This window comes from Formosa sediminum, from assembly GCF_007197735.1.
Lineage (GTDB): Bacteria > Bacteroidota > Bacteroidia > Flavobacteriales > Flavobacteriaceae > Formosa > Formosa sediminum.
In genome coordinates this window covers 2702899-2727457 of the sequence record NZ_CP041637.1, presented here as the reverse complement: position 1 = coordinate 2727457, position 24559 = coordinate 2702899, and the positions used below count along the sequence as shown (strand labels likewise).

22 protein-coding genes and 2 pseudogenes are annotated in these 24559 nt (G+C 30.7%); 23 read left to right on the top strand and 1 reads right to left on the bottom strand.

Going from position 1 to position 24559, the window contains the following annotated elements; all coding sequences use genetic code 11:
• Positions 1 to 54: 54 nt before the first annotated feature.
• The 13 genes and pseudogenes from FNB79_RS11850 to FNB79_RS11785 all read left to right on the top strand — a co-directional run bounded on the left by FNB79_RS11850 (position 55) and on the right by FNB79_RS11785 (position 11875).
• Entirely contained in the window at positions 55 to 306 is a 252-nt protein-coding gene (locus FNB79_RS11850) for a hypothetical protein (RefSeq protein ID WP_143381507.1), read from the top strand.
• Positions 307 to 854: 548 nt separating this feature from the next.
• Positions 855 to 1064, top strand: a complete 210-nt coding sequence (locus tag FNB79_RS17385) for a transposase (RefSeq protein ID WP_236778444.1) — start codon at positions 855 to 857, stop codon at positions 1062 to 1064.
• Between the two features lie 189 nt (positions 1065 to 1253).
• Positions 1254 to 2105 (top strand): IS3 family transposase, encoded by an 852-nt coding sequence (locus FNB79_RS11840; protein WP_143381506.1) that lies wholly within the window; start codon positions 1254 to 1256, stop codon positions 2103 to 2105.
• Positions 2106 to 2146: 41 nt separating this feature from the next.
• Positions 2147 to 3733 (top strand): hypothetical protein, encoded by a 1587-nt coding sequence (locus FNB79_RS11835; RefSeq protein WP_143381505.1) that lies wholly within the window; start codon positions 2147 to 2149, stop codon positions 3731 to 3733.
• A 149-nt stretch (positions 3734 to 3882) separates the two neighbouring features.
• Positions 3883 to 4446 (top strand): Crp/Fnr family transcriptional regulator, encoded by a 564-nt coding sequence (locus FNB79_RS11830; protein WP_143381504.1) that lies wholly within the window; start codon positions 3883 to 3885, stop codon positions 4444 to 4446.
• 160 nt (positions 4447 to 4606) lie between these two features.
• Positions 4607 to 4996 carry a RidA family protein gene (locus FNB79_RS11825; protein WP_143381503.1) on the top strand — a complete coding sequence of 130 codons (390 nt, stop codon included), beginning with the start codon at positions 4607 to 4609 and terminating at the stop codon, positions 4994 to 4996.
• A 306-nt stretch (positions 4997 to 5302) separates the two neighbouring features.
• Positions 5303 to 6181, top strand: coding sequence for an NmrA family NAD(P)-binding protein (locus tag FNB79_RS11820; protein WP_143381502.1), 879 nt, complete (start codon positions 5303 to 5305; stop codon positions 6179 to 6181).
• 8 nt (positions 6182 to 6189) lie between these two features.
• Positions 6190 to 7104 (top strand): helix-turn-helix domain-containing protein, encoded by a 915-nt coding sequence (locus FNB79_RS11815; protein WP_143381501.1) that lies wholly within the window; start codon positions 6190 to 6192, stop codon positions 7102 to 7104.
• 703 nt (positions 7105 to 7807) lie between these two features.
• A pseudogene (locus FNB79_RS17540) lies at positions 7808 to 7990 on the top strand (integrase core domain-containing protein); the annotation flags it as partial.
• A gap of 148 nt (positions 7991 to 8138) precedes the next feature.
• Positions 8139 to 8702, top strand: coding sequence for a TetR/AcrR family transcriptional regulator (locus FNB79_RS11800; protein ID WP_143381500.1), 564 nt, complete (start codon positions 8139 to 8141; stop codon positions 8700 to 8702).
• Between the two features lie 388 nt (positions 8703 to 9090).
• Positions 9091 to 9837, top strand: a complete 747-nt coding sequence (locus tag FNB79_RS11795; protein ID WP_143381499.1) for an SDR family NAD(P)-dependent oxidoreductase — start codon at positions 9091 to 9093, stop codon at positions 9835 to 9837.
• A gap of 79 nt (positions 9838 to 9916) precedes the next feature.
• A complete protein-coding gene (locus tag FNB79_RS11790) occupies positions 9917 to 10897 on the top strand; it encodes an alpha/beta fold hydrolase (protein WP_143381498.1) in 981 nt (326 codons plus the stop codon).
• Between the two features lie 30 nt (positions 10898 to 10927).
• A complete protein-coding gene (locus FNB79_RS11785; RefSeq protein WP_143382625.1) occupies positions 10928 to 11875 on the top strand; it encodes an alpha/beta fold hydrolase in 948 nt (315 codons plus the stop codon).
• Between the two features lie 155 nt (positions 11876 to 12030).
• On the opposite strand, the pseudogene FNB79_RS17560 reads toward FNB79_RS11785, so the two are convergent.
• Positions 12031 to 12223, bottom strand: a pseudogene (locus FNB79_RS17560) (transposase); the annotation flags it as partial.
• A gap of 397 nt (positions 12224 to 12620) precedes the next feature.
• On the opposite strand from FNB79_RS17560, the gene FNB79_RS11775 reads away from it, so the two are divergent.
• The 10 genes from FNB79_RS11775 to FNB79_RS11730 all read left to right on the top strand — a co-directional run bounded on the left by FNB79_RS11775 (position 12621) and on the right by FNB79_RS11730 (position 24205).
• Positions 12621 to 14693, top strand: coding sequence for a galactose-binding domain-containing protein (locus FNB79_RS11775; protein WP_143381497.1), 2073 nt, complete (start codon positions 12621 to 12623; stop codon positions 14691 to 14693).
• Positions 14694 to 14804: 111 nt separating this feature from the next.
• Positions 14805 to 16523, top strand: coding sequence for an alpha-L-fucosidase (locus tag FNB79_RS11770; RefSeq protein ID WP_143381496.1), 1719 nt, complete (start codon positions 14805 to 14807; stop codon positions 16521 to 16523).
• A gap of 291 nt (positions 16524 to 16814) precedes the next feature.
• The gene (locus FNB79_RS17455) at positions 16815 to 16940 is read left to right on the top strand and encodes a hypothetical protein (protein ID WP_262711356.1); all 126 of its coding nucleotides are present in this window, start codon (positions 16815 to 16817) and stop codon (positions 16938 to 16940) included.
• 500 nt (positions 16941 to 17440) lie between these two features.
• Positions 17441 to 18148: a hypothetical protein gene (locus tag FNB79_RS11760; protein ID WP_143381495.1), complete on the top strand. Its 708-nt coding sequence runs from the start codon at positions 17441 to 17443 to the stop codon at positions 18146 to 18148.
• 316 nt (positions 18149 to 18464) lie between these two features.
• Positions 18465 to 19901, top strand: coding sequence for a serine hydrolase (locus FNB79_RS11755; RefSeq protein WP_143381494.1), 1437 nt, complete (start codon positions 18465 to 18467; stop codon positions 19899 to 19901).
• Positions 19902 to 20040: 139 nt separating this feature from the next.
• The gene (locus FNB79_RS17530) at positions 20041 to 20283 is read left to right on the top strand and encodes a serine hydrolase domain-containing protein (RefSeq protein WP_143382624.1); all 243 of its coding nucleotides are present in this window, start codon (positions 20041 to 20043) and stop codon (positions 20281 to 20283) included.
• 158 nt (positions 20284 to 20441) lie between these two features.
• Positions 20442 to 21443, top strand: a complete 1002-nt coding sequence (locus FNB79_RS11745) for an alpha/beta fold hydrolase (RefSeq protein ID WP_143381493.1) — start codon at positions 20442 to 20444, stop codon at positions 21441 to 21443.
• Between the two features lie 133 nt (positions 21444 to 21576).
• The gene (locus tag FNB79_RS11740; protein ID WP_143381492.1) at positions 21577 to 22176 is read left to right on the top strand and encodes a hypothetical protein; all 600 of its coding nucleotides are present in this window, start codon (positions 21577 to 21579) and stop codon (positions 22174 to 22176) included.
• 132 nt (positions 22177 to 22308) lie between these two features.
• Positions 22309 to 23073: a hypothetical protein gene (locus FNB79_RS11735; RefSeq protein ID WP_143381491.1), complete on the top strand. Its 765-nt coding sequence runs from the start codon at positions 22309 to 22311 to the stop codon at positions 23071 to 23073.
• 13 nt (positions 23074 to 23086) lie between these two features.
• The gene (locus FNB79_RS11730; RefSeq protein ID WP_143381490.1) at positions 23087 to 24205 is read left to right on the top strand and encodes a hypothetical protein; all 1119 of its coding nucleotides are present in this window, start codon (positions 23087 to 23089) and stop codon (positions 24203 to 24205) included.
• Positions 24206 to 24559 lie beyond the last annotated feature (354 nt).

Sequence of the window (24559 nt, the reverse complement as noted above, 5' to 3'; positions counted from 1 at the left end):
ATATTTCAGGACAAGACATTGACGAAGCGCACTCTAAACTGGAACAAAAAACGAATGAATAAAATAAAACTGACATTAATTTTTATACTATTATTTTCTTTAGAATGTTTTAGCCAACAAACCGGAAATAATGGAATAACACAAACTGCTGTTAAAAATGGAATTGGAATTGGGAGCGCAATTGCTATTGTAGTTTCTTGGGACAGAAATAAATCAATTCTTTATGCTATATTACACGGAATTTTGGGCTGGATTTATGTTATCTATTTTATAATAGTCCGTGAAAGTGAAGAAAAGAATAAATAATATAAAACCGAACTGAATGCGGAATTTAGCAAGTTACGGAATTGCTCACTCGACTGGAATTATAAATATTGCGGAATAAAACTAAGTAAATTTACTCAAACGAAGAAAATTGGAAATCGAATTTTACTAAAAAATAACAATTTAAAAACAAATAAAATCAAAAAGTGTTCAAAAAAGATTTTAATAATAGTTATTGTTCTTTTTTTTATAGAAATAAGTTACTATTTTTTTAAAGGAACTTTTTTTTCCATTTACTTCAAACTAACATAGATATTAATTGAAACACAAGAATCTAATAATATAATTAAAACATAGAAAATTGTAAAATCAAATTTTACGGAATAATAACAAACTGAAAACACAACGAAATGGCAACACCTTGTATAATTTATTGCTTAAAAATCGCTTACTTGCGAAAATCATCTCGGATTTTTTTTGTCTGTAATTATTTATAAAATAAATTGCTTAAAATCGCAACAAACCATACAAAAACACGTTGCCCACAATTTTGACCCGTCCTGAATAAAGGCTACATAATTTTAAACATTATGTACAAAAATGACAAAGTAATCAGACGGTATTCAGAACCTTTCAAACTGAAAATTTTAGCCGAACTTACAACCGGTAAACACACAAAGAGCGAACTTTGTAAACTCTACTCCATTGCTCCTACAACAGTTAATGAGTGGATTAAAAAATACAATCGTAAAGATCTAATGAACACCAGAGTAAAAGTGGAAACAAAAGACGAAACTTAACGAAGTGGTTCAGCGAAGCTAAATATCCAGAATTAAGGCTCTTCAAAAAGAGATTGAACAGCTTAAAAAACTACTGATTAAAAAGGATTTAGATACTTTGGTATTAGATTCATACCTTGAGGTAGCAGCCGAAGACTTAGGCTATAAATCTGTAGCTGAACTAAAAAAAAAGCTAAGTATAAAGCCTTAATTAAAGCTAAAGAGAAATCTAAGGGATTTACATCTTTAACAACTATAACGCGTTGTTTTGGACTTAAACGTGATGCGTATTATAAATACAAATCTAGAGCTGATAAGCGGTTAATAAAAGAACAACAAATTATAAAAATAGTCAGTAGAAAACGTAAATCCCTTCCTAGAGAAGGTGTCCGTAAACTCATTAGATCGTTAGACAATGAGTTTTACAAAGCCAATCTTAAAGTCGGTAGAGACTCTTTATTTAGCGTACTTAGAAAGTATAATATGCTTACACTAAGAAAGAAAACTAGTGCCAGAACTACAAACTCTTATCATCGTTTTTATAAATACAATAACCTGATAAAAGATATGGAAATTACAAGGCCAAATCAGGTGTGGGTAAACGATATTACCTACATAAGAACCATTAAAGGATTTTGTTACTTAGCACTAATAACAGATATGTATTCTAGGAAAATCGTAGGATATGACCTCAGTAATAGCCTGGAACTAAAAGGATGCGTGAGACCTTTAAACAAGGCTCTGTACCAAGCAAAGAATGTTAAAGGTCTTATCCATCATTCAGACAGAGGAATACAGTATTGCAGTAATGTGTATACACAAATACTTAAAAGAAATAAGATAGATATTAGTATGACAGAAGAAAATCATTGTTACGAAAATGCTATGGCAGAGCGGGTAAATGGCATATTAAAAGATGAATTCTATCTTGACCAAACCTTTGATAACGTGGCGCACGCAAAGAGAGCTACAAAAAATGCAATTAATCTATACAACGAAATAAGATTACATTTATCTTTAGATTATAAAACACCTAATATGGTATATAAATTATCAGCTTAAAAACAATTTTAACCTGTAGCCATATTTCAGGACTAGACATAATGAAGAAACTATCATTCATATCAATACTTTTGATTTTCCTTGGATGTTCACCAAAAATAAGTGAGCATTTTGAGCAAAATAAATATATCAAAAATTACAGCATTCATATAATAAATGATTCTCTGCAACTATATTTTAAAACACCAGCGGATATAACCTATACAACTAACAAAAAGAAATTAAAGAAAATTATCCGAAATGAGAAATTTAAGCTTTTAGATAGTGTTTTAGTTTATGGTAAAACTAATGACCCTCCATACGAGTATTTTGTAACAATTTCTAAAAACAGTCCCCAACATTACCCAAAAGAACTTGTTGTATTTGATACAATTATTAACAATCAGATAATAAGATTTATAGGTAACTCATTGTCTCAAAATTCAAAAAGAACTTTAGAAATTGATTTGAACAATATTTTCAAGAGTTTAGAGTTAGGATCTACTTATAGAAAACAAATCAGTACAGTTTTTGATATTGTGAAAAAATATCAACCTTCCAATAAATTCTACGCTGCACTCAATGAAATAAGTGAATTTCCAACCTACGACAAACAAGAGGAATGGTCTAAACTACAAATGGAACTTACGTTTTCTTCATTTCTCGGAAAGAATGAATTTTATGAAACCTATTTGAACAAACTCGAATCGAGATTTAAACCAAATGACACTATTTCTGAAATAATAAGAGAAAATTCAGTTTTTAATTCGCAGGTTATCGATACAATTATTAAAGAGGCTGAAAAGCATAAAATTGTAATGATAAACGAAAATCACTTTTATCCCAATCATAGAATATTAGTTTCCGATTTGTTAAAAAACTTAAAAGAAATAGGCTATAATTATCTGGCCTTGGAGGCACTAAACAACAAACAGGACACCATATTGAATTTAGCGAATTCCTATCCTGCACTTGAAACAGGTTTTTACACGAGTGAACAGAACTACTCAAATCTTATAAGAAAGGCTAAAGAATTAAGATTTAAATTTATAGCTTATGAAAACACAGACAACAGTAAAAACAGAGAAATTGGTCAAGCAGAAAATTTATACAATAAAACCTTTTTAATTAACCAAAACAGTAAAGTTGTGGTCTTAGCTGGAGTTGACCATATACTTGAAAAACCAACAAGCAAAGGAAAAGAATGGATGGCTACCGTTTTTAAGAACAAATATAATATTGACCCACTTACTATTAGCCAAACTCACTTGAATTCATACAGAAAACAAATTAAATCAAAATATGGAATAATTAACAGCAACAATTTTGATGATGAAAGATTGAACTCCATAGATTATTTAGTTCTAAACAATAATAATGAAATTCAAATGAAAAATATGACAACCTCATATCAATATAAAAACAAAACTGAAAATGATATTCAAATTACATTGTTCTTCGGTAATGAGATTGCAAACCGATATGATTACACTAAAAAAGTTCCATATTTTACTACAATAATTAAATCAGGAAAGAAAACTGAACTACCAATAGATGAAAAGCAAGAAATATATTTATACACATTTGACAAAAACGGAAAACGAATTGATAAACAAATAATTACACCTACCAACAACAGCTATAAGTAATTGCTTGTTCTAGCCAACTTACAAAAATTCTATCGGATTTTCTATTCAGCTTTTATTTGTTAACTTAGTTGCTTAACCACGCCACTAATCATAAACAAAACCGTTTGGCATCATTTAACTAGTGTCATCAAAATTAGAATTCTTATTTAATGAAAGAAAAATTAAAAAAGCATATTGAAAATTTAATAGCTCTTACAGATGATGAGTTCTCATTTATTCTATCACATTTCTCATATGAAAAATATAAAAAAAATGATTTTATCATTCAAGAAGGAGAAAACGTAAAGGATTGTTACTTAGTTGTTACAGGGCTTATAAAATTAGTTTACGATGACAAAAACGGAAAACAACATATCGTTTCATTTGCAATGGAAGACTGGTGGGAAAGTGATTTTTCAGCTTACTTCTCACAAACTAAAGCTAAAATGTCTTTACAATGCATTGAAGACACTATTGTATTTTCCTTGAGTTTTAAAAATTATCAAAAATTATCAGCTGAATTACCCAAAATGAAACAATTCTTTCTTGAAAAATCTAACTCAGGATATATTGCTTCTCAAAATAGAATTTTATCTTTTTTAACATCAAATGCAAAAGAAAGGTATGAGCAACTACTTAAACAATATCCCTTATTATTTCAACGAGTTCCCAAAATTATTTTAGCTTCTTATTTAGGTGTTTCGCGTGAGACACTTAGCCGACTTTCCTCTTAATATCTACCTCTTTATAATTGTGATGTATGTCACGCTCGATTAATACTATTATTCAAACATTTGTAGTACAAAAAAAAATACAATTATGAAATAATAAAATATTAGCAATTGTATTATTGATTACTGTGTCAACATTAGCACAAAATAAAAAAGAAGAAAAATGAATAAACGAATAATTAATCCGTGGGAATGGCAAAATGAAAGAAGTTATGTACAAGCAGTTGAAGTTACAAAGCCAGAAGGCACACTTTATATTTCTGGGCAAACAGCAATAGATGACTATGGGAAATCAAGCACTTCCAATATGAAAGCCCAATTAATTCTATCCATAGAAAATCTGGAAAAAGTTATAAAGGAAGCTGGATATGAATGTGAAAATATTGTGAGATTAAACATTTATACAACTTCATCTGAAGAGCTATTTACCTGTTTTGATGTCTTCCAAAATTGGGTAACTGAACATAACATAAGACAGGCAAGTACTGTATTGGAAGTAAAAAGTCTTTTTGAAACATTAAAAATAGAATTAGAAGTTACGGTAGTAAAATAGTATTTGATTAAGGTATTTTTAATTAAAAAAAACGAATGCCCAACAATGTATAATTCCAACTAAAGTTTAGTTGTGTCCTACGGACACAGACGCAAAAGCGTCAAAGTTAGCTCTTTTTACTATCTTTACTTCTAACCTTCCCATAGCTGTAAAATTATACAAAACAGTTATGCGCAAGCTAAAAAAAATCCGTAATTAATAACTGACATTATGAAATTATCGAATTTGGCTTGAGAAAAGCCTAATTTAACTACATAAATATATAAGCGTTATTTGAACTTTGTGACTCACAAAAAACGTAATAAAATGAAAATAACGCTTACAAGTTCATTAGGAAACATCGGAAAAATACTTGCTAAAAACCTAATCAAAAAAGATCACGAAGTAACAATTATAAGTCACTCATTAGAACGAAAAAAGGAAATTGAAAGTATCAATGGGAAACCGCAAATAGGTTCTTTACTAGATTTAGACTTTTTAGTTTCTACTTTTTCTGGTGTAGATGCTGTTTTCTTAATGAATCCACCTGACTACACACAACCTGATATTCGAGAATATTATAGACAAACAAGTGCTAATTTTGCAAAAGCAATTGAAAAAACAGGAGTTTACAGAGTTGTACTTTTAAGTAGTTTTGGAGGACATTTAAATTATGGAACAGGTCCAATATTAGGTTCTCATTTTTCTGAAGAAATCATTAAGCAAATACCGAAAATAAGTCTGACAATTTTAAGACCAACCTATTTTTATTATAATCTTAATAACTATATTGAAATGATAAAATACACAGGTCAAATCTTAGCCAACTACGGTACTACTAAATTCCCACTTGTATCGTCTAAAGACATTGCAGAGGTTGCAACTTACGAATTAGAAAATAATAAAAGTAACTTATTTAGATATATAGCAAGTTCGGAACACACAGGACAAGAAATTGCAACGGCATTAGGACTAAAAATTGGAAAACCAGATTTGAAGTGGACAATTGTTTCAGACGAAGACATAAAAAAAGGAATGGAACAAAATGGAATACCTACTAATATAGCCAGCCTATTTACTGAAATGTATCACAGTTTAGAGAATGGTCGTCTGACTGAAAACTACGATAATAATAAACCAGCAAAAATGGGTAGTCAGAGTCTTTTGGACTTTGCGGGTGAATTTGCTACTTTGTATAATAAATAGAGTCATAAATGTCAAAAAAAATTGTTCATATCAACAGTATTAGCGAGTACCATAAAGTTAATAATCTCCCCAGCACAAAACATCCCTTAGTGAGCGTCATTAATTTTGAAGATATTAAACACATAGCTGGTGCATCTATAAATGTAACGCACAGTTTTTATTGCATAGCATTGAAACGTATTTACGAAGGTAAGATGGGATATGGACAACAAGAGTATGATTTTGATAATGGCGTTCTGGCATTTGTAGCACCAAATCAAGTAATGTCTATTGAAGTTGAAAGTGCAAACGAACTAAACCATTCGGGATGGCTACTTATATTTCATCCAGATTTTTTGTGGAATACGACTTTGGCTAGCAAAATTAAAAATTATGATTTCTTTGAATACCAGCTAAACGAAGCACTTCATCTTTCTGAAAAAGAAGAAAAAATACTTATTCGGATTATGGAAGATATCTATCAAGAATATAACTCAAATATTGATAATTTTAGCCAAAACGTAATTATTTCGCATTTAGATCTTTTTCTTACGTATTCAAATCGTTTTTATCAACGTCAATTTATCACACGTGTAAAGTCAAATCATTCCGTAATAGAACAATTTGAATTTATATTAGGTAATTTTGTAAATGATGAAATGTTAAAACTATATGGTTTACCGAAAGTTGAAAAAATAGCTAAGGAAATGAATGTGTCTCCCAACTACTTGACAAGATTATTGAAAGCAATCACAGGAAAAAGCACACAGACTTTTATACACGAAGAAATAATGAAACTTGCAAAGGAAAAGCTATCAACCACCGAGCTATCCGTTAATGAAATAGCTTACGAATTGGGATTTGAACATCCACAATCTTTTGGAAAGTTATTCAAGAAAAAAACAAAAATGACGCCATTAGAATTTAGAAAAAGTCATAATTGAATTAGGTTGGTAAAACTCACGTATAAATCCAGCTCATAACAATGTATAACCGCTAGCTTCAAGTTTGACTCGTCCTGAATAAATGGTAGATAATTTTAAACTTTATGTACAAAAATAACAAAGTAATCAGACGGTATTCAAAACCTTTGAAACTGAAAATTTTAGCCAAACTTATAACCGGTAAACACACATAAATTGAACTTTGTAAACTCTACTCCATTGCTCCTACAACTGTTAATGAATAGATTAAAAAGTATAATCGCAAAGACTTAATGAACACCAGAGTAAAAGTGGAAACAAAAGACAAAACCTTACGAAGTGGTTCAGCGAATCTAAATATCTAGCCTTAATTAAAGCTAAAGAAAAAGCTAAGGAATTTACGTCTTTAACCACTATTAATCATTGCTTTAAACTTAAAACGTAACGCGTATTATAAATACAAATCTAGAGCTGATAAGTGTTTAAAACAAGAACAACAAATTATAAAAATAGTCAGTAGAAAACGTAAATCCCTTCCCAGGGAAGGCGTACGTAAACTTATAAAATCATTAGATAATAGGTTTATTAAAGCTAACCTTAAAGTGGGTAGAGATACTTTGTTTAATGTTCTTAGAAAACACAATATGCTTACACTTAGAACACGCAAATACTAAAAAGAAATAGAATAGATATTAGTATGACATAAGAAAATCACTGTTACGAAAATGCAATAGTAGAACGTGTAAATGGCATACTAAAAGATAAATTCTCTCTCAATCAGACCTTTACTGATGAGGCTCATGCGATAAGAGCTACAAAAAATGCAATTAATTTATACAACGAAATAAGATTGCATTTATCTTTAGATTATAAAACACCTAATATGGGATATAAAGTATCAGCTTAAAAACAATTTTAACCTGTAGCTATATTTCAGGACGAAACATTAGACAAAATTGTAACGCTAACTTAGCTTTTTAATTTTCTAAGTATTAATTTTTTTTAAAAAAACAGACAAGTCTGTCTTTTTAAAAATGTTTTTATATATTTGCAATGTGAAACACTCAGAGGTAAGAAATAGAATCATTGAAACAGCTTCATCCTTATTTTATAAGAATGGATATAATTCTACTGGAATAAATGAAATTATTTCACAGGCAGGAATTGCAAAAGCAACACTTTACAGTCATTTTAAGTCTAAAGATGATATTTGTCTTGCCTACCTTAGATTCAAAGACGCAAAATTCATTGCAGATATTGAAATGTTCACAACTTCCAAACCGAAAGGAAAAACACAAATACTAGCTATTTTTGATTTTCTAGAGTTATTCTTTCAGACCAATGATTTTAATGGCTGTTGGTGTATTAAAACCGTTTCAGAAATACCAAAGGATAACGAAATAATCAGAAGTGAAATACAAAAACAAAAAAATAATTTCATTCAACTCATAACAAAATTAGTAACAGAGAATTTAGATAAAAATAAAATCGAAGATGTAACGTCACTTTCTCGAAAAATCTATTTGCTATACGAAAGTGCTGTGAGTGAAAGTCATTTGCATCAGAAAAAATGGCCTATACAGGAAACAAAGAATTTGTGTTCCTTACTAATAGCTTAAAAAATTTTCAAAAATAAAGACAGACTTGTCTGTCTTAATAAATGTTTATATGAATAAAAAAGAACAAAAAAAGGGGTATTCAAAACTAGAACTTGGTCCTCTTTACATAATGACAGAGAATGTTTACCAACCAAATCTCAATTTCAAAATTGAAGGGAAGAAATTTATATAGCTACTCAAGGAAAGGGACAATTATGTAGATATTGATGAAGGAACAATTGTCAGAGTTGGTAGTAATACCGAAATAGCAATAAGAAATAACACAGAGAACATATTCTCTTTCATAGTAATACAGGCTAAGGAAAAATCGCTAGCAGGAATTACAACATCCGATGGTTACGGAATAGAGAAAAAACCAAATTGGAACTAATTATTAAATAAAATAAAGATGGAAAATGTAAATAACAAAGTTGCCTTAGTTATCGGAGGTACAAGTGGAATTGGATATGCAACAACCAATGCATTATTAAAAAAAGGCGTAACAGTGCATATTGTAGGAAGAAATGTGGACAAAATAGCAGAAGCACCAAATCTTATTAAGCATACTACTAATATTTCCAACACAGAAGATGTTACTTCATTGATTACAAAAATTGATGAGCTAGACAACCTAGACTATCTTGTAAATGCTTCTGGAATTTTTGGTCCAAAACCATTTCTTGACCACACATTGGAAGATTATAATTCTTACCTAGATTTAAACAGAGGTTTCTTTTTTATCACTCAGAGTGTAGCCAAGAAAATGAAAGCTACAAATGGAGGTTCTATTGTAAATGTTGGCTCAATGTGGGCTAAACAAGCTATTAAAGCAACTCCTTCTTCTGCCTATTCAATGCAAAAAGCAGGTTTACACTCATTAACGCAGCACTTAGCTATGGAACTGGCTGATGATAATATTCGCATGAATGCAGTTTCTCCCGCTATTGTTAACACTCCGGTATATCACGGAGTATTTGGTGGTAAAGAAGAAGCTAAAGAAGCCTTAGCTGGTTTCAATGGTTTCCATCCAATTGGTAGAATTGGGGAGCCAAATGATATTGCTAATAGTATTCTTTTCTTGCTATCGGATAAAGCTTCTTGGGTTACAGGTGCAATCTGGGATACTGACGGAGGTATTATGGCCGGAAGAAATTAAAAACTCAAAAAAGTCATGACCTGTATGAATGCAGGTTATGACTTTTCTATTCACATGTCTTAAAGTTACAATTTAAATTATGAAAAAAATCGTCTTAATCATAAGTATACTTCTACTTTTTATCTCTTGTAAAGAGCAGGTAACATTAGAAAAGATAAAAAGTCCTAATTCTTCACTAGCTATTAGTGAAAGCCCAAAATCAACATTAAAATATAAATCATTAGAAGTTAATGGCATTAGCATTGCTTATAGGGAAGCAGGTAATATAAATAACCCAACCATTGTTTTACTGCATGGTTTTCCTGCATCATCGTATCAATATAGAAAAGTATTGGCGCAACTATCTAATGAGTTTCATTTAATTGCTCCTGACTATCCTGGTTTTGGTAACAGTGATTTTCCAGATGCTGAAACTTTTAAGTATACGTTTGATAATATTGCAACGGTTGTAGATTCATTTTTAGAGCAAAAAAAGATTAATTCTTATGCTATAATGATTCAAGATTATGGCGCTCCCATTGGCTTTAGATTAGCTACAGCACACCCTGAAAGAATTACAGCAATCTTAAACCAAAACGGAAATGCCTACGAAGAAGGTTTAGGTGAAGCTTGGGCAGGAATAAAAGCGCTTTGGAAAAATAGAACTAAAGCAAACGAAGATGCTCTATTACCTGTATTTTCTTTAGAAGGTTTAAAATGGCAATATACACATGGCGTAAGAGATATTGAAACTGTAGACCCAGATACCTATAATTTAGATTTTATGAGGTTATCTAGACCTAACGCACATGCCATAAATTTAGATTTGTTCTATGATTATCAGAATAATATAAAACTATATCCAAAATGGCAACAATATTTAAGGGACCATCAACCACCATTACTAATAGTTTGGGGTAAAAATGATGCATTTTTTCCTGAAAGTGGTGCCGAAGCCTTTAAAAAAGACGTAAAAAAAATAGATTATAACATTTACGATACAGGGCACTTTGCTTTAGAGGAAGAGGGTGATGCTATTATAGAAAACATTAGAATTTTCATGAGAAATCAGAACAGATAGAAATACAGAGTGAAACAATTTATACTAATTATGTGTATCACTGCCTTTATGCTAGGCTGTAAGAATACAACAATAGAGCCTAAAACAGCATTCTTTTTACCCCCAGCTACAACTTATAATTATGTAGCAATAGATAATGTAAAACTGTTTTATAGAGAAGCAGGAGATAAAAGGAAGCCGACCATTGTATTGTTACATGGCTACCCATCATCTTCACACTCGTATAGAAACCTAATTCCGATGTTGGCAACGCATTATCATGTTATTGCACCAGATAATTTAGGTTCGGGTTACAGCACACATTTAGATCCCGAGACTACGACCTATACTTTTGATTTGTTAGCAGGGTATACAGAGAAACTAATTGATAGGCTTCAAATTAGGAACTACGTTATGTACATGCAAGATTTTGGTGCACCTGTAGGTTATAGGATGATGATGAAAAATCCAAAACGGATAACTGCGCTAATTGTGCAAAATGCAAATGCTTATTTAGACGGGTTAACACCTAAGCGTCAAGATTTTTTTAGAACGGCACAAACGGATACATCGCAAGCAAAACATGATTTTCTTTATAGTTTAACAGGCGAAGATGCCATTATTAATAAACAATATTTATTCGATTTAAATGAGACGAATATAAATATCCAAAGCCCTGATGCGTGGACACATGATTTAGCATTTCTAAGCTCTGAAAAAGACAGAGAAATACAAGTTCAACTTTTTCAGGACTACAATACCAACTTAATCAAATACCCAGAGTGGCAAAAAATGCTGAGAGAAAATCAACCAAAAACTTTGATTGCTTGGGGAGCAAAAGATTTAAAATTTAACTCTAACGGAGCAAAAGCTTATCTGCGCGATTTACCGGATGCTGAACTTAACCTTCTTGATGCAGGACATTTTGTTGCAGAAGAAAAAACTAGAGAAATTGGGAAACTAATTTTGGAGTTTTTGTCCAATAATGGAATAAAATAACTGGCTACAACAAAGAACAGAGTTAAAAAACAAGTCATTTCTTCAAAATTATTAGACACTATTATATTGGGCTTATAAATTCAAGTAGTTGATTTTGTAAGTTTTTTTATCCTATTTTTTTATTATTTAAGCATTACAGAAACGTAAATTTCATCTTATGGCTTACCTGATTTAGCAATAATAAAACATTGTTTAATCTGTTTATTTGCTACAGCTATTTATGCCACTTTCTTGCTCTTTCTTTTGTTTACTAAACAAACATAGAAATAATAGATTGCGTAATTTTCTATTCCCGACTTTACTTATCCATGATCTAACTTTAACACTTCTACCAGATTGCCTTATGGTAGATTGTCTCGCCCTGAAATAATTTGACTAAAAATTCATTTAATTTTAGTTAATAATTGAAATCTTCAAAAACATCATCACAACAAAAAAACTCATACTTTAAAACAAGTTTTGTTTTGGACTCAAATGCGTTTTAAATACAATAATTTATACAAAACACCCAAGTTAATTATACCTTTCTCTCTATATATGGACCATAATTTATAGCATTTGAATTTTGATTTATATACAGTTCCTCTAAGTATAGGTACTTTTAACAAATAGATTCTTTTTAAGGAGTTTTAAACTAGATTCATTAGATCTTGATTAAATTCTAACACTATTTTTTAAGTAAAAATCATGCTTTTAAATATGTCTTAGCGAATCTTTAATTATCAAAATCAAATACTAACTAATTATGACTTATTTAAAAAAACTAAAATGGTTAACCACATTAATGGTGGTTTTAATGTCTTACTATTCTAAAGGTTATTCTCAAACACAAGTAGTAGTTAACTCCTTATCAGAGTTTCATTCTGTTGTACAAAACAGTGATCAAGAAATAATTCTGGCACCTGGTGACTATGAACTGGATGATTTACCAAGTGATTCAAGAGTAATTAATTGTTCAGGTTCTAACAATACCATTGATATGACAGGAGTACGAATTAATGCATTAGTTGGCTCTATTAGAGAAAGCTACTTTATTATATCTGGAAATGATAACATCGTTAAAAATGGAGCGATTGAAGATTATTATGCGAGTGGTCTAACAGAGGTTACTGATTATAGTGCTTATAATAATGACCCTACGCTTGCATATGGATTAAAAGGTGCTGCAGTAATGCGTATTTCTGGAAATAACAATCAGTTACTAGATTTTGAATTAATTATTAGAGGTTCTTCCCCTTATGGCTATGGAAGTATTTATGGAATAGGATCAGACCGCACATTTAACCATAGTAAACGTTGTGGTATAGTTATCAATGGTCTTGAAGGTGGTGGAAATGGAAACACTTTAGATGGTATAACCATGTATCATTATGCATTTGGGCATGGTATCTTCATACAAAATGGAGCAGGTAATAATCTAATTAAAAACTGTTATGTTGAAGGAAGAATGAGACCTAGTGCAGACCTTTATAATGACACTAATCCATACGACTATCCGTTCCGTAGCAATTATGAAATTGCTGCACCGGGTACTCCTTTTGCAATGCCTTTTGAGTCTCCTATTCCAATACCTATGGATGTTATGTACCCGCTTTCTGAGGATGGTATCCGTTCCTATGGTGGTACCGGCGCTGTAACTGTAGAAAATTGTACAGTAAAAAATATGCGAGGAGGTGTTCGTACCTATTTAGCCTCTAGTGCTACAGTAACAAACTGTACATCTATAGGCAATGGTTTAACTAATTTTAATGTTAATAGTGGAGGTCAAGTAATTGAATCAACAGGAGATTTTACTTATGCTCCTATAATGGACGTGCCATTAGATCGTTCAGGCCAAAATATAGAATTGACTATTATGCCATCACCTGAAGCTATAGGTCCACATAACATTGCAGATATTGATGGGAATAATCATAAAATTACTTTTCATCGTACAGAAGGACCTTTAGATAGTGATGAAGAACGCGCCATTGTAATAACAGGAAATAACTCCATTATTGTAAACGAAACGGAATATAAAATTATTCTTGAATCCACTGCAAGTGGAAATACCATTATAAGCTGTGGTGGTGGTGAAATTATAGATAATGGTTCTCTAAACACTATTACTGAAAGTGAAAATTGTAAACTTCCCGTTAACCTAGCAACTAAGTATGGGACAGCAACCCAATCTACAGATTATGAAAGTCATGGTTCTGCGTCAAATGCCATTGATGGGAACACCAATAGTACTTGGGGTGGTCGTTCACTATCTCATACTAGTGGTGATGCAACACTAGATCCAGAACCTTGGTGGCAAGTAGATTTAAATGGAAATTACCAAATAGAAACCATAAAAATATATAATAGAACAGATTGCTGTTCAGATAGACTTAATAATTTTACAGTAGAAGTAATTGATTCAAATGGTACCGTAGCTTTTAGTCAATTTTATGAAACTGCACCAAGTAATGCTTTTACCATTACTACAGGAAATGCTATTGGAGGTATTGTAAAAATATCTAAAACAACTTCAGATCCATTAGCATTAGCCGAAGTCGAAATTTTTGGTAAAGATGCTGAAGTTACCTTATCGGACAAGACATTTGAACTTAGTCAAATCAAACTATACCCAAACCCAGCCAACGATATACTTAACATAGCAAATGCAAAAGGAGAAATGGTGTCAGTTTATAGTATTTTAGGTAAACAGGTTATAACTACAAAACTAGAACACTCCAATGAAACTATAGATATTAGTAGTTTAAATACAGGTATATATTTTGCTGAATTTAAGATTGGAACAACTAGAAAAATAATAAAACTAATTAAAAAATAACCCTAATAACAATTTCTAGAAAACTAGAAAATTCGACACAAAATCGAATATAGTATCATAAAAAATAAAACTATGAGGACTTTTATACTAAGTTGTGCAATAATCATATTAATGATAAATACTGTACAATCACAATCTAATAATAAATCCATTGACCCCTATGCCAATGAAACCGAGGTTGAACGTGATGCCCGTATGGAGTGGTTTCGTGTCGCTAGATTTGGAATGTTTATACATTGGGGCGTTTATGCTGTTCCTGCAGGAATATATAAAGGTGAAGATGCAGGAAAATATGGCGAATGGATTATGTCAGACGCAAGCATACCTATGGCCACGTATCAAAACTATGCCAAGGAATTTAACCCGGTTAAATACGATCCAGAAGCTTGGGTAAAGCTCGCTAAAGATGCAGGCATGAAATATATTGTTATTACCTCTAAACATCATGATGGCTTTGCAATGTTCGACTCTAAAGTTTCTGAATGGGATATTATGGATGCTTCTCCATACGGAAAAGACCTTATTGCCCCTTTGGCCGAGGCATGTAAAAAACATGGTATTAAGCTAGGACTGTATTATTCGCAAGCGCAAGACTGGAATCAAGGCGGATCAGCTCGAGGTAAGGATAAAAAAGGAAAGTGGGATCCAGCTCAGGAACATGATATGGACGATTATATAAAAAATATTGCGGTACCTCAAGTAAAGGAAATTTTAACGCAGTACCAACCTGAAATATTATGGTGGGATACACCACGAGGCATGACCAAAGAACGTGCCGAACAATTTTTACCACTATTAAAACTTTCTCCAGGAGTTATTCATAACAACAGACTCGGTGGAGATTATGAAGGAGACATCAGTACGCCAGAACAATTTATCCCTGGTACAGGTCTTCCTGGCGATTGGGAATCGTGTATGACAATGAACAATACTTGGGGATATAAAAGTAACGATCACAACTGGAAATCTACAGAAACACTGATACAAAATTTGGTTGATATCGCCAGTAAAGGGGGAAATTTCCTCCTCAATGTAGGACCAACAGCCGAAGGTCTAATCCCCGAACCTAGTGTTGAACGATTAAAAAATATTGGAGCATGGATGGATAAAAATAGTGAATCTATTTATGGCACCAATGCTAGTCCATGTCGTACACCTACATGGGGACGAATCACTACACGTACAACTGAAAAAAATACGACGCTTTATCTTAATGTTTTTGACTGGCCAGAAAACGGAGAGTTATTTATACCTGTTACCAACACTGTGCAATCTTGTAATTTACTAGTTGATAAATCTCAAAATTTCAAAACCAAAACCGATGAGCAAGGCACCACTATATCTTTAGTTGGTAAAGCTCCAGATACTATAAGTTCTGTAATTGTACTAGAAATAAAGGGAAAACCTATAGTAAGCGATGCCGACATAATCAAGCAAAATGAAGATGGTACTGTTTTATTAACCGCACAACAATCCATAATAAATAATGTGATAGGCACTCATGTCGCTTACAATAAAGAAAAAGATTGTATAGAACAATGGTCAGCTAAAAAAGTAACTGTAGATTGGGATTTTAATATTCATAAAGCTGGTACCTACACTGTTTCCATGGATATAGCCTCTGAAGAAGAAAGTAATATAGAACTTATTGTGGCAGAACAAACCATTAAAAGTAAACTACCTGCAACAGGAGGTTTTGCATCTTACAAAACTGTGAATGTCGGGGATGTGGTTATCAATAAAGCGGGTGATTATAGTATACATCTTAAACCTGATAATAAAATATGGAATGTAATAAACCTAAAAAAAGTATGGTTGTCCCCTAAATAAGTTTAAGTTACCTAATATTAGAATTATCAAATTTGTGTTACGAATAAAAATATATTAGAACATAGATAAAAAGAGTAAACGTTTTTCACCTAATTGTAGTTGATTTTACAAACAACATAAATGTTAAAAATATTTTGAAATTACAATTGATATTTTTGTAAAATTGATGTTTTAGTATATAATGCTAGTTACAGCCTTCTGCCCTAGACAATCATTAATAAAATAAATGCAACTTTTATGGAGCGTACCATTTCAATTTCATATATCGAGAATTATAGATATAGTTGAATTATGAATATAAAAATAGCTGCCGAAATAGGAATTATTACATTATCTACAGAAATTTTAGCAGACTACTCTACAGTGAAAACTACTAGTGCTGCAATGGTAAATGGTGCGATACATAGTTTTGTATAAACGGTAGGTCTTGAAATTGAAAATGGTATTAAAGTAGAAATATTTTCTTCCAAAGTGGTAAAAGATGCTTACAAAGTTTATTTTCTTGGATATAATCCTATACCTATGAAAAAGATTATTAACGACTATGTGAGAAGTATTAGAGAAAAGGAAATGATGAAATAATTAGAATATATAACTAAATTATGTCCATAGAAAATCTACATAAAACTTAAAAACTATATTGTGTTTAGTATATTTTTTTCTTAAAGTTCAATATATATAAAGTACAATACTATTAATGATTATGTTTAATTATTCCTAAATAGATACTAAATTTCGGACTAATTTAGAAAGTTAAAAGCATATAAGGAATACTGCATGTTTTGGAGGTATGGTTTTGACTCTATATAGAAAGTACAATGTTATACGTTAAAAAAAACTAAAATACACATACCATATCACTTATATTGGCTTATTTCACTTAATCTTTTATATTTTACTGATTAAATTTATAACACATGAAAAACATTAAAACATTTATTTTTATTCTTTTTGGAGTGCTTAGTCTTCAAGCTCAAGACAATCAAAAAAAAATAGACCAATTAGTACAACAATCTTTTGAAGCTATGGGTGGAATGGAGAATTGGAACAACACTCATTTTATACAATGGGATTTTGGTAAAAGAACGCTTTTTTGGGATAAATGGACTGGAAATGTTAGAATTGAAAATCCAAACGAAAATCTAATTGTGATAGTTAATATTAATTCTGGAGAAGGAAAAGCATCTAAAGATGGAACCTTAATTACAGATACAAATACACTAAACAAAGTACTTGAACAAGGAAAAAAATGGTGGATTAATGATTCGTATTGGTTAACTATGCCTTGGAAATTAAAAGATGAAGGCGTACAACTTAAATATTTAAAAACAGCACAACTCCCAAACGGAAATGTATCAGATGTGTTAGAAATGACATTTAAAGATGTTGGAGTCACTCCTAATAATAAATATCATATTTACATCGATCAAAAAGATCATTTGGTAAAACAATGGGCATTCTTCGGAAATTATACCGATGACAATCCTCGATTTATAAATGCTTGGGATAATTATCAAAAAGCAGGTAAAGTTTTATTATCCTTTAATAGAAGTGAAAATGCTGGAGGACCTAAAAATGTAGTGGTTAAAGACCAAATAAACTCAGATCTTTTTAATAAAATTTAAACATTTACATTTCAACATTAAAATATACTTTAGTTAAAATTAAATACTAGATATTTTTATACCAACGCTTTCACATTATAAGACTAATTATAAAAAAACGCCCAAGGTTGGGCGTTTTTTTATATACCAAAATTTCAAAATAGTTTATATTTTTAATAACCATAACTCTAATTTGCATATAATATACATCTAGATGTTTAAACTAAATACATTTTATTATACTTATTTAACACTTTTAATAAGAATAAAGGATGTACTAATAATTAATTATTATTTTTAGAGTAAAACAATTGTTTATACGACTTACCATCACACTATGAAAAAAACGTATCTCATACTTTTATTCGCTTTATATAGCATCGGAATATTTGCCCAATCTACTCAACCGGATTATACAGAAGCTATTAAACTTGTAGAAGTTTGGTTAGAAGCACAAAAAGATTTTGATAAACTACCCGGAATTTCTGCTGCCATTATAACAGATCAGGACATGCTTTGGTCTGGTGCATACGGACAATTAAATGTAGAAAAAAAGGTAAAAACAAAAGCTACAACAATTTGTAGTATCTGCTCCATTTCAAAATTATTTACTTCGGTAGCAATTATGAAACTTTACGACGAAGGTAAATTGCGTTTGGATGATAGAATAGAAGATCTCCTTCCCGCTTATAAACTAAAACAGAAATATCCAGAGAGTGGTCCTATAACAATTAGAAGTTTATTAACTCATTCTTCAGGACTTCCTAGAGAAGCTGCATATCCTTACTGGACAAGTCCAGATTTTCCGTTTCCTAGTAAAGCTGAAATAGATTCTAAACTAGAAAACCAGGAAACATTATATCCTGCCTCTACATACTTTCAATATAGTAATCTCGGACTAACATTATTAGGTGAAATTGTTGAAGAAATAACCGGAATACCTTACAATGAATATATTGAAAACAATATACTTAACCCATTAAACCTTAAGGATACGCGCACAGAACTTCCGGAACAATTATATGGAGAAGAATTAGCTATAGGTTATGCCTCTATACAACGAAACGGATCACGTGAAAAACTTAAATTCTTTCAAGCTAATGGCATAACACCTGCTGCAGGGTTTTCATCGAACGTAATTGACTTAGGTAAATTTGCATCTTGGCAATTTCGTTTAAGAGATACAACTAGTACAGAACTATTAAAACCATCCACACTTAAATACATGCAAAACGTACATTGGACAGATCCAAACTGGAAACGCACTTGGGGTCTTGGTTTTGCTGTATATAAAGGAGATAATGGCAGTACATGGGTTGGTCACGGAGGCAGTTGTCCGGGTTATGAAACCACGCTTCAGTTAGATCTAAAACACAAAAAAGCCTATTCTGTTATGATAAATGCTAATGGTACAGATCCTAGCAAATATGTAAAAGGAATGCATGGTATTATAGAAAAAGTAAAAAAGTCTACTAAAAAAACACCTGCTAAAACAACTAAAATACTGCAACAATATACAGGATATTATAATTTATCACCTTGGTGGAGCGAAATATATATTTCTACATGGAATGATAAGTTAGTAGCCCTTTCATTACCATCAGATAAACCCCAAAATAGTATGGCGTTTTATAAACATATTAAAGGTGACACATTTCAAAGACTAAGAGATGATAATGAATTAGGAGAAACTCTCACCTTTATTAGAAATAAAAGTGGTGAAATAATAAGTTTTGAGCGCCATGGAAATTATTCTAAAAAAATACTTAAATAATCGTTATTAATTTAGCACAATTATTACACATGAAATTAAAAACACTTATTCTTTATTTCTAATACTACACATTAACGTTTATGATCAAACAAAAATTAATAAAAAAATAGTTCAAAAGTTTAAAATATTACAATAACTTATTCAAACCGTAGAGTTTTCTATAGCCATTGGTAAAGACAATGAATTAATATACTCTAAAGGATTTGATTTTGGAGATTTAGACCACCCATTAAAAGTAAATGCCAATACATTGTTTCCTATAGGCTCTAGTTATAAAGCTTTTACAACTGATTTATTACGAATATTGGAAGAAGAATATGAATTAAAATTTAGTGATAGTCTTAAAAAACACGTACCCGAATTAGAGTTCTACAACAATTAAAACAATACAAAAGTATTTAGCAATTAAACTTTAACTCTTTTTATAGACTTTATACCTAAGTGGTGTTTTTAGAATTGTTTACTTTTATACAATTAAACGTAAAAACTTCTTAACGTAAACAAATACCTTTAACACAATTAATAATTTAAACCTACAACATGAAAAAAATTGTATTTACAGTATTAATTTTAGTGCTATCCTTCCCACTAGTAACAGCTCAAACAAATAATTTAGAATGGTTAGATTTAGAATTATCAAACTATACGTATCCTTATAAAGTGTCTATACTAGATCTTAATATACAAGATCAAGATTTAAAAATGGCTTATATGGATATTACACCAGAGAATTACAATGGTAAGAATATTGTGTTATGTCATGGTAAAAATTTTAATGGTGCGTATTGGAAAACGACTATAGAGTCTCTTACTAAAGAAGGTTTTAGAGTAATTGTACCTGACCAAATCGGTTTTGGAAAATCGTCTAAACCAGATTATTTTCAATATACATTTCAGCAATTAGCCCAAAATACAAAAACATTATTAGACACATTAAAAATCACAAAAACATCAATTTTAGGCCATTCTATGGGCGGAATGGTAGCAACACGTTTTGCTTTAATGTATCCTGAAATTACTGAAAAATTAATACTTGAAAACCCAATTGGTTTAGAAGATTGGAAATTAAAAGTGCCATATAAACCAGTAGACTGGTGGTACAAAAATGCACTGAAAAGCAATTACGAAAGTATAAGAAAATATCAATTAGAAAGTTATTACGATAATAATTGGAAACCAGAATACGACCAATGGGTTAATTTATTAGCTGGCTGGACACTAAACTCTGATTATGATAAAATTGCATGGAATTCAGCCTTAACTTCTGATATGATTTTTACACAGCCCGTAGTTTATGAATTTAAAAACATCACTGCTGCTACCCTATTAATTATTGGTACTCGAGATAGAACTGCTTTAGGAAAACCTCTTGTATCTGAAGAGGTTAGAGAAACAATGGGACGTTATGACGAGTTAGGTAAAAAAACTCAAAAAACAATTCCTAATGCTAAATTAGTTGAAATTAAAAACGTGGGACACTTACCACATATAGAAAAATTTCAAGATTTTATAAAACCTTTAATTACATTTATGAAAGAGTAATTATGTAAGTACACAGATAAAATTTTAACCATATAGTTTATATCAATAAGTTATATGGTTTTTTTTTAAATAATTATAGGAAACTAAATCGTCTTTAAAATAAATCTTATATTTAAATAAATTTAAGCCTATAATGAAAACCTACATATTAACAGTAATGTTAAGTTGTTTTAGCATACAATTTATTAATGCTCAATTCTCTACATCTCATGCAATCTATACTACTGGCGAATTAAATTTAGGGAATTATATAGGTTTTGATCTTAACCTTAATTATGTGTATAAAGAAACTTATTCCTTAAAAATAGGCTATACAGGTAATTTAAGAACACCCAAATCGCAACCAGAAAATTATTCATCTGGATTTGAAAGTATATTTTCTTTTGGAACAACGAACCCTTACGATCAATTAGAAAATATCCAAATTGGTGCTGGCAAAATTTATAAACTAAATACAAAGGGTACAATACGATTAAATTTATCTGCTGGATTGGGATATACCATAATTAGAGAACCAGAAAATTGGCACCCCATAGACAATCCTTTTCTAACAGAAAATTATACTTGGCAATACAGAAAATATAATACCTTGAGCTTTGTATTAAACCCTAAAATAGAATTTCCTATTTCTAAAATTTATGGGCTAACCGTTTCTCCCTTACTAATTTTAAATAAGGACAGAACCTATATTGGAATTGGTATAGGACAAATGCTTGGTGTGTTAAGACCTTAAAAAGATACTCAACTACTAATTTCAAATCTTTATAGCTAGAAATATAAAGGAACAACTCATACGATCAATACATTACTAGCTATTTAGTTATCTTTACTAAATCACATCTACTAACACTACATTATACGACATATGAAATTTATTCTATCAGTAATTTTAACCACGCTTATTTCAATATCTTCATTTGCAACCGACACAAAAATAATTGTGAGAGCAAAAGCTAAAGATGCCAAATTTATTGGTTCTTCACTAGGAGGAGCTAAAGTGGTGATTAGAAACAAAAAAACACAAACTATTTTAGTGCAAGGTAAAACCGAAGGAGCTACAGGCAATACAAATACAATTATGAATACGCCTTTAAAAAGAGGTGAACGAATTACAGACGATAATACAGCAAAATTTCAGGCTACTATACCGCTTAGCGAACCTGTTTTTGTTACTATAGAAGTGTATTCTACAATTAAAGATAATGATGTAAGAGTAAGTGCGACAACAGATCTGTGGTTAATACCAGGTAAACATATTTTAGGCGAAGGCATAATTATTGAAATTCCAGGTTTTCTTGTAACCTTAGATAATTCAAAATCCAGTCAGACTTTTACCTTAAAAGAGTTACAAAAAAACCCTTTAAAAGTTACAGCTAAAGTGGTAATGATGTGTGGGTGCCCAATTGAAAAAAATGGCATGTGGGATGCCACACAGGTTGAAGTAAAAGCACTAATAAAATTAAAAGACAACAGTATTACAGAAGTCCCATTACACTTTAAATCTACAAATACATTTGAAGGCACTGTGAATTTTCAGCATACTGGAGATTATGAAGTTATTGTATATGCTTACGATAGTACGACCGGAAATACAGGTGTAGATACTGCACATTATAAAATTACCCCATAAGATTTTTAGAGTTATGAAAACACTTTGGATAATTTGTTTACATCTTATAGTTTTAACTACCGCTTGTGCTCAAGATAAAGCTCCAAATACAACCAAAGAGAATTTAAACAAGCATGATTTATCATGGATAAAAACGGCCTCAGATTTTAATCAAACAAACTTATCGCTCGAGCAAATAGATATAAAATTACAAGACCTCATTTTAAAATCTATTTCAAAAAACAACCTCATTTCAGAATTAGAACTTCCTATTAATTCTAAAAAATTAAAATATCTGGGTAGAAAATTCCCAAATGAAACAGAATTATTTGGCACTTATAATGGTTGGAATACTGATGGTTTAAATCATCTCACATGGAAAGCTCATTTTTACACCTATGGCGATTTTATAATTACCACAAAAAATGATAAAGCCCTCGATCAAAAAAACGTATATTATGCTATAAGAAGTATCATTATACTTCAAAACATATACCCAGAATTGTATTCTAAAATTTTTAGCGACACAAAACATTATATCACAAAAACACCACAATTTGTACCGTTAGTTAACTCAAACAAAATGTTTTGGATTGCGTTTAATGATAATCCCAAATACATCTCTTCTAACAATACCATCTACATGTATAATGGGGTTATCAAGGGCTCCAACCCTACTATTAATGTGTGGAATAATATTGCTGTAATTAATATACACGAACAAAATATTCTCGGGCAAAATTCTTTAGGCTCCAAACCTATTTATAACGCTTCCAATATATGGAAAAATTATAATTTACACATGTTAGAAGGACTCCCAGTTTCAATAGCTCACGAGATGCTTCATAATTATATTGATTATGCATATTCTGCAAGAGCAGATATTTTTGCCATTAGAAAATCTAGAGGGAAAACAAATTTTATCTTTGCTGAAGAGAATGCTGTAATTAATACATTATACACTTATTTTAATGCTAAAGGTGGGTTATTACCAAATCAACCAAACTATTATTACAATGCGGTATTCTATCCCAATTTAGAAGTTTTAAAACATCAAAATCAATTAAAAACGTATAGCAAGATTTTTTCTGATATAGACTGTAAACCTGAATATTATAAAACAATATTCTTACTACCTGTACTCGAAAATTAATGGTAATACAGAAAATAAAAAGAAGAAAACGTCTAGATATATTGTCTATTACAAACAAAAAACTAAATTTACATACAAGTATCATTTATCCCCATAATAGAGACTTAACCTAAATAAACATGACAATACTACTAGCATTAATACTATGCTTTGGACTATATACTTATATTATAAACACTCCTAGTTATAGCCCTCAAATAAATAATAAAACAGTAGCTTCTCACTGGATACAAAACGATCTACGCTTATACATACGTTATACAAACACATATCATTTAAAAAATAACCTAGTATTATTTTTATATTTCACCAATTGTGTGGTTAGGATTTTGTATTTTAATACTATCTATAAAT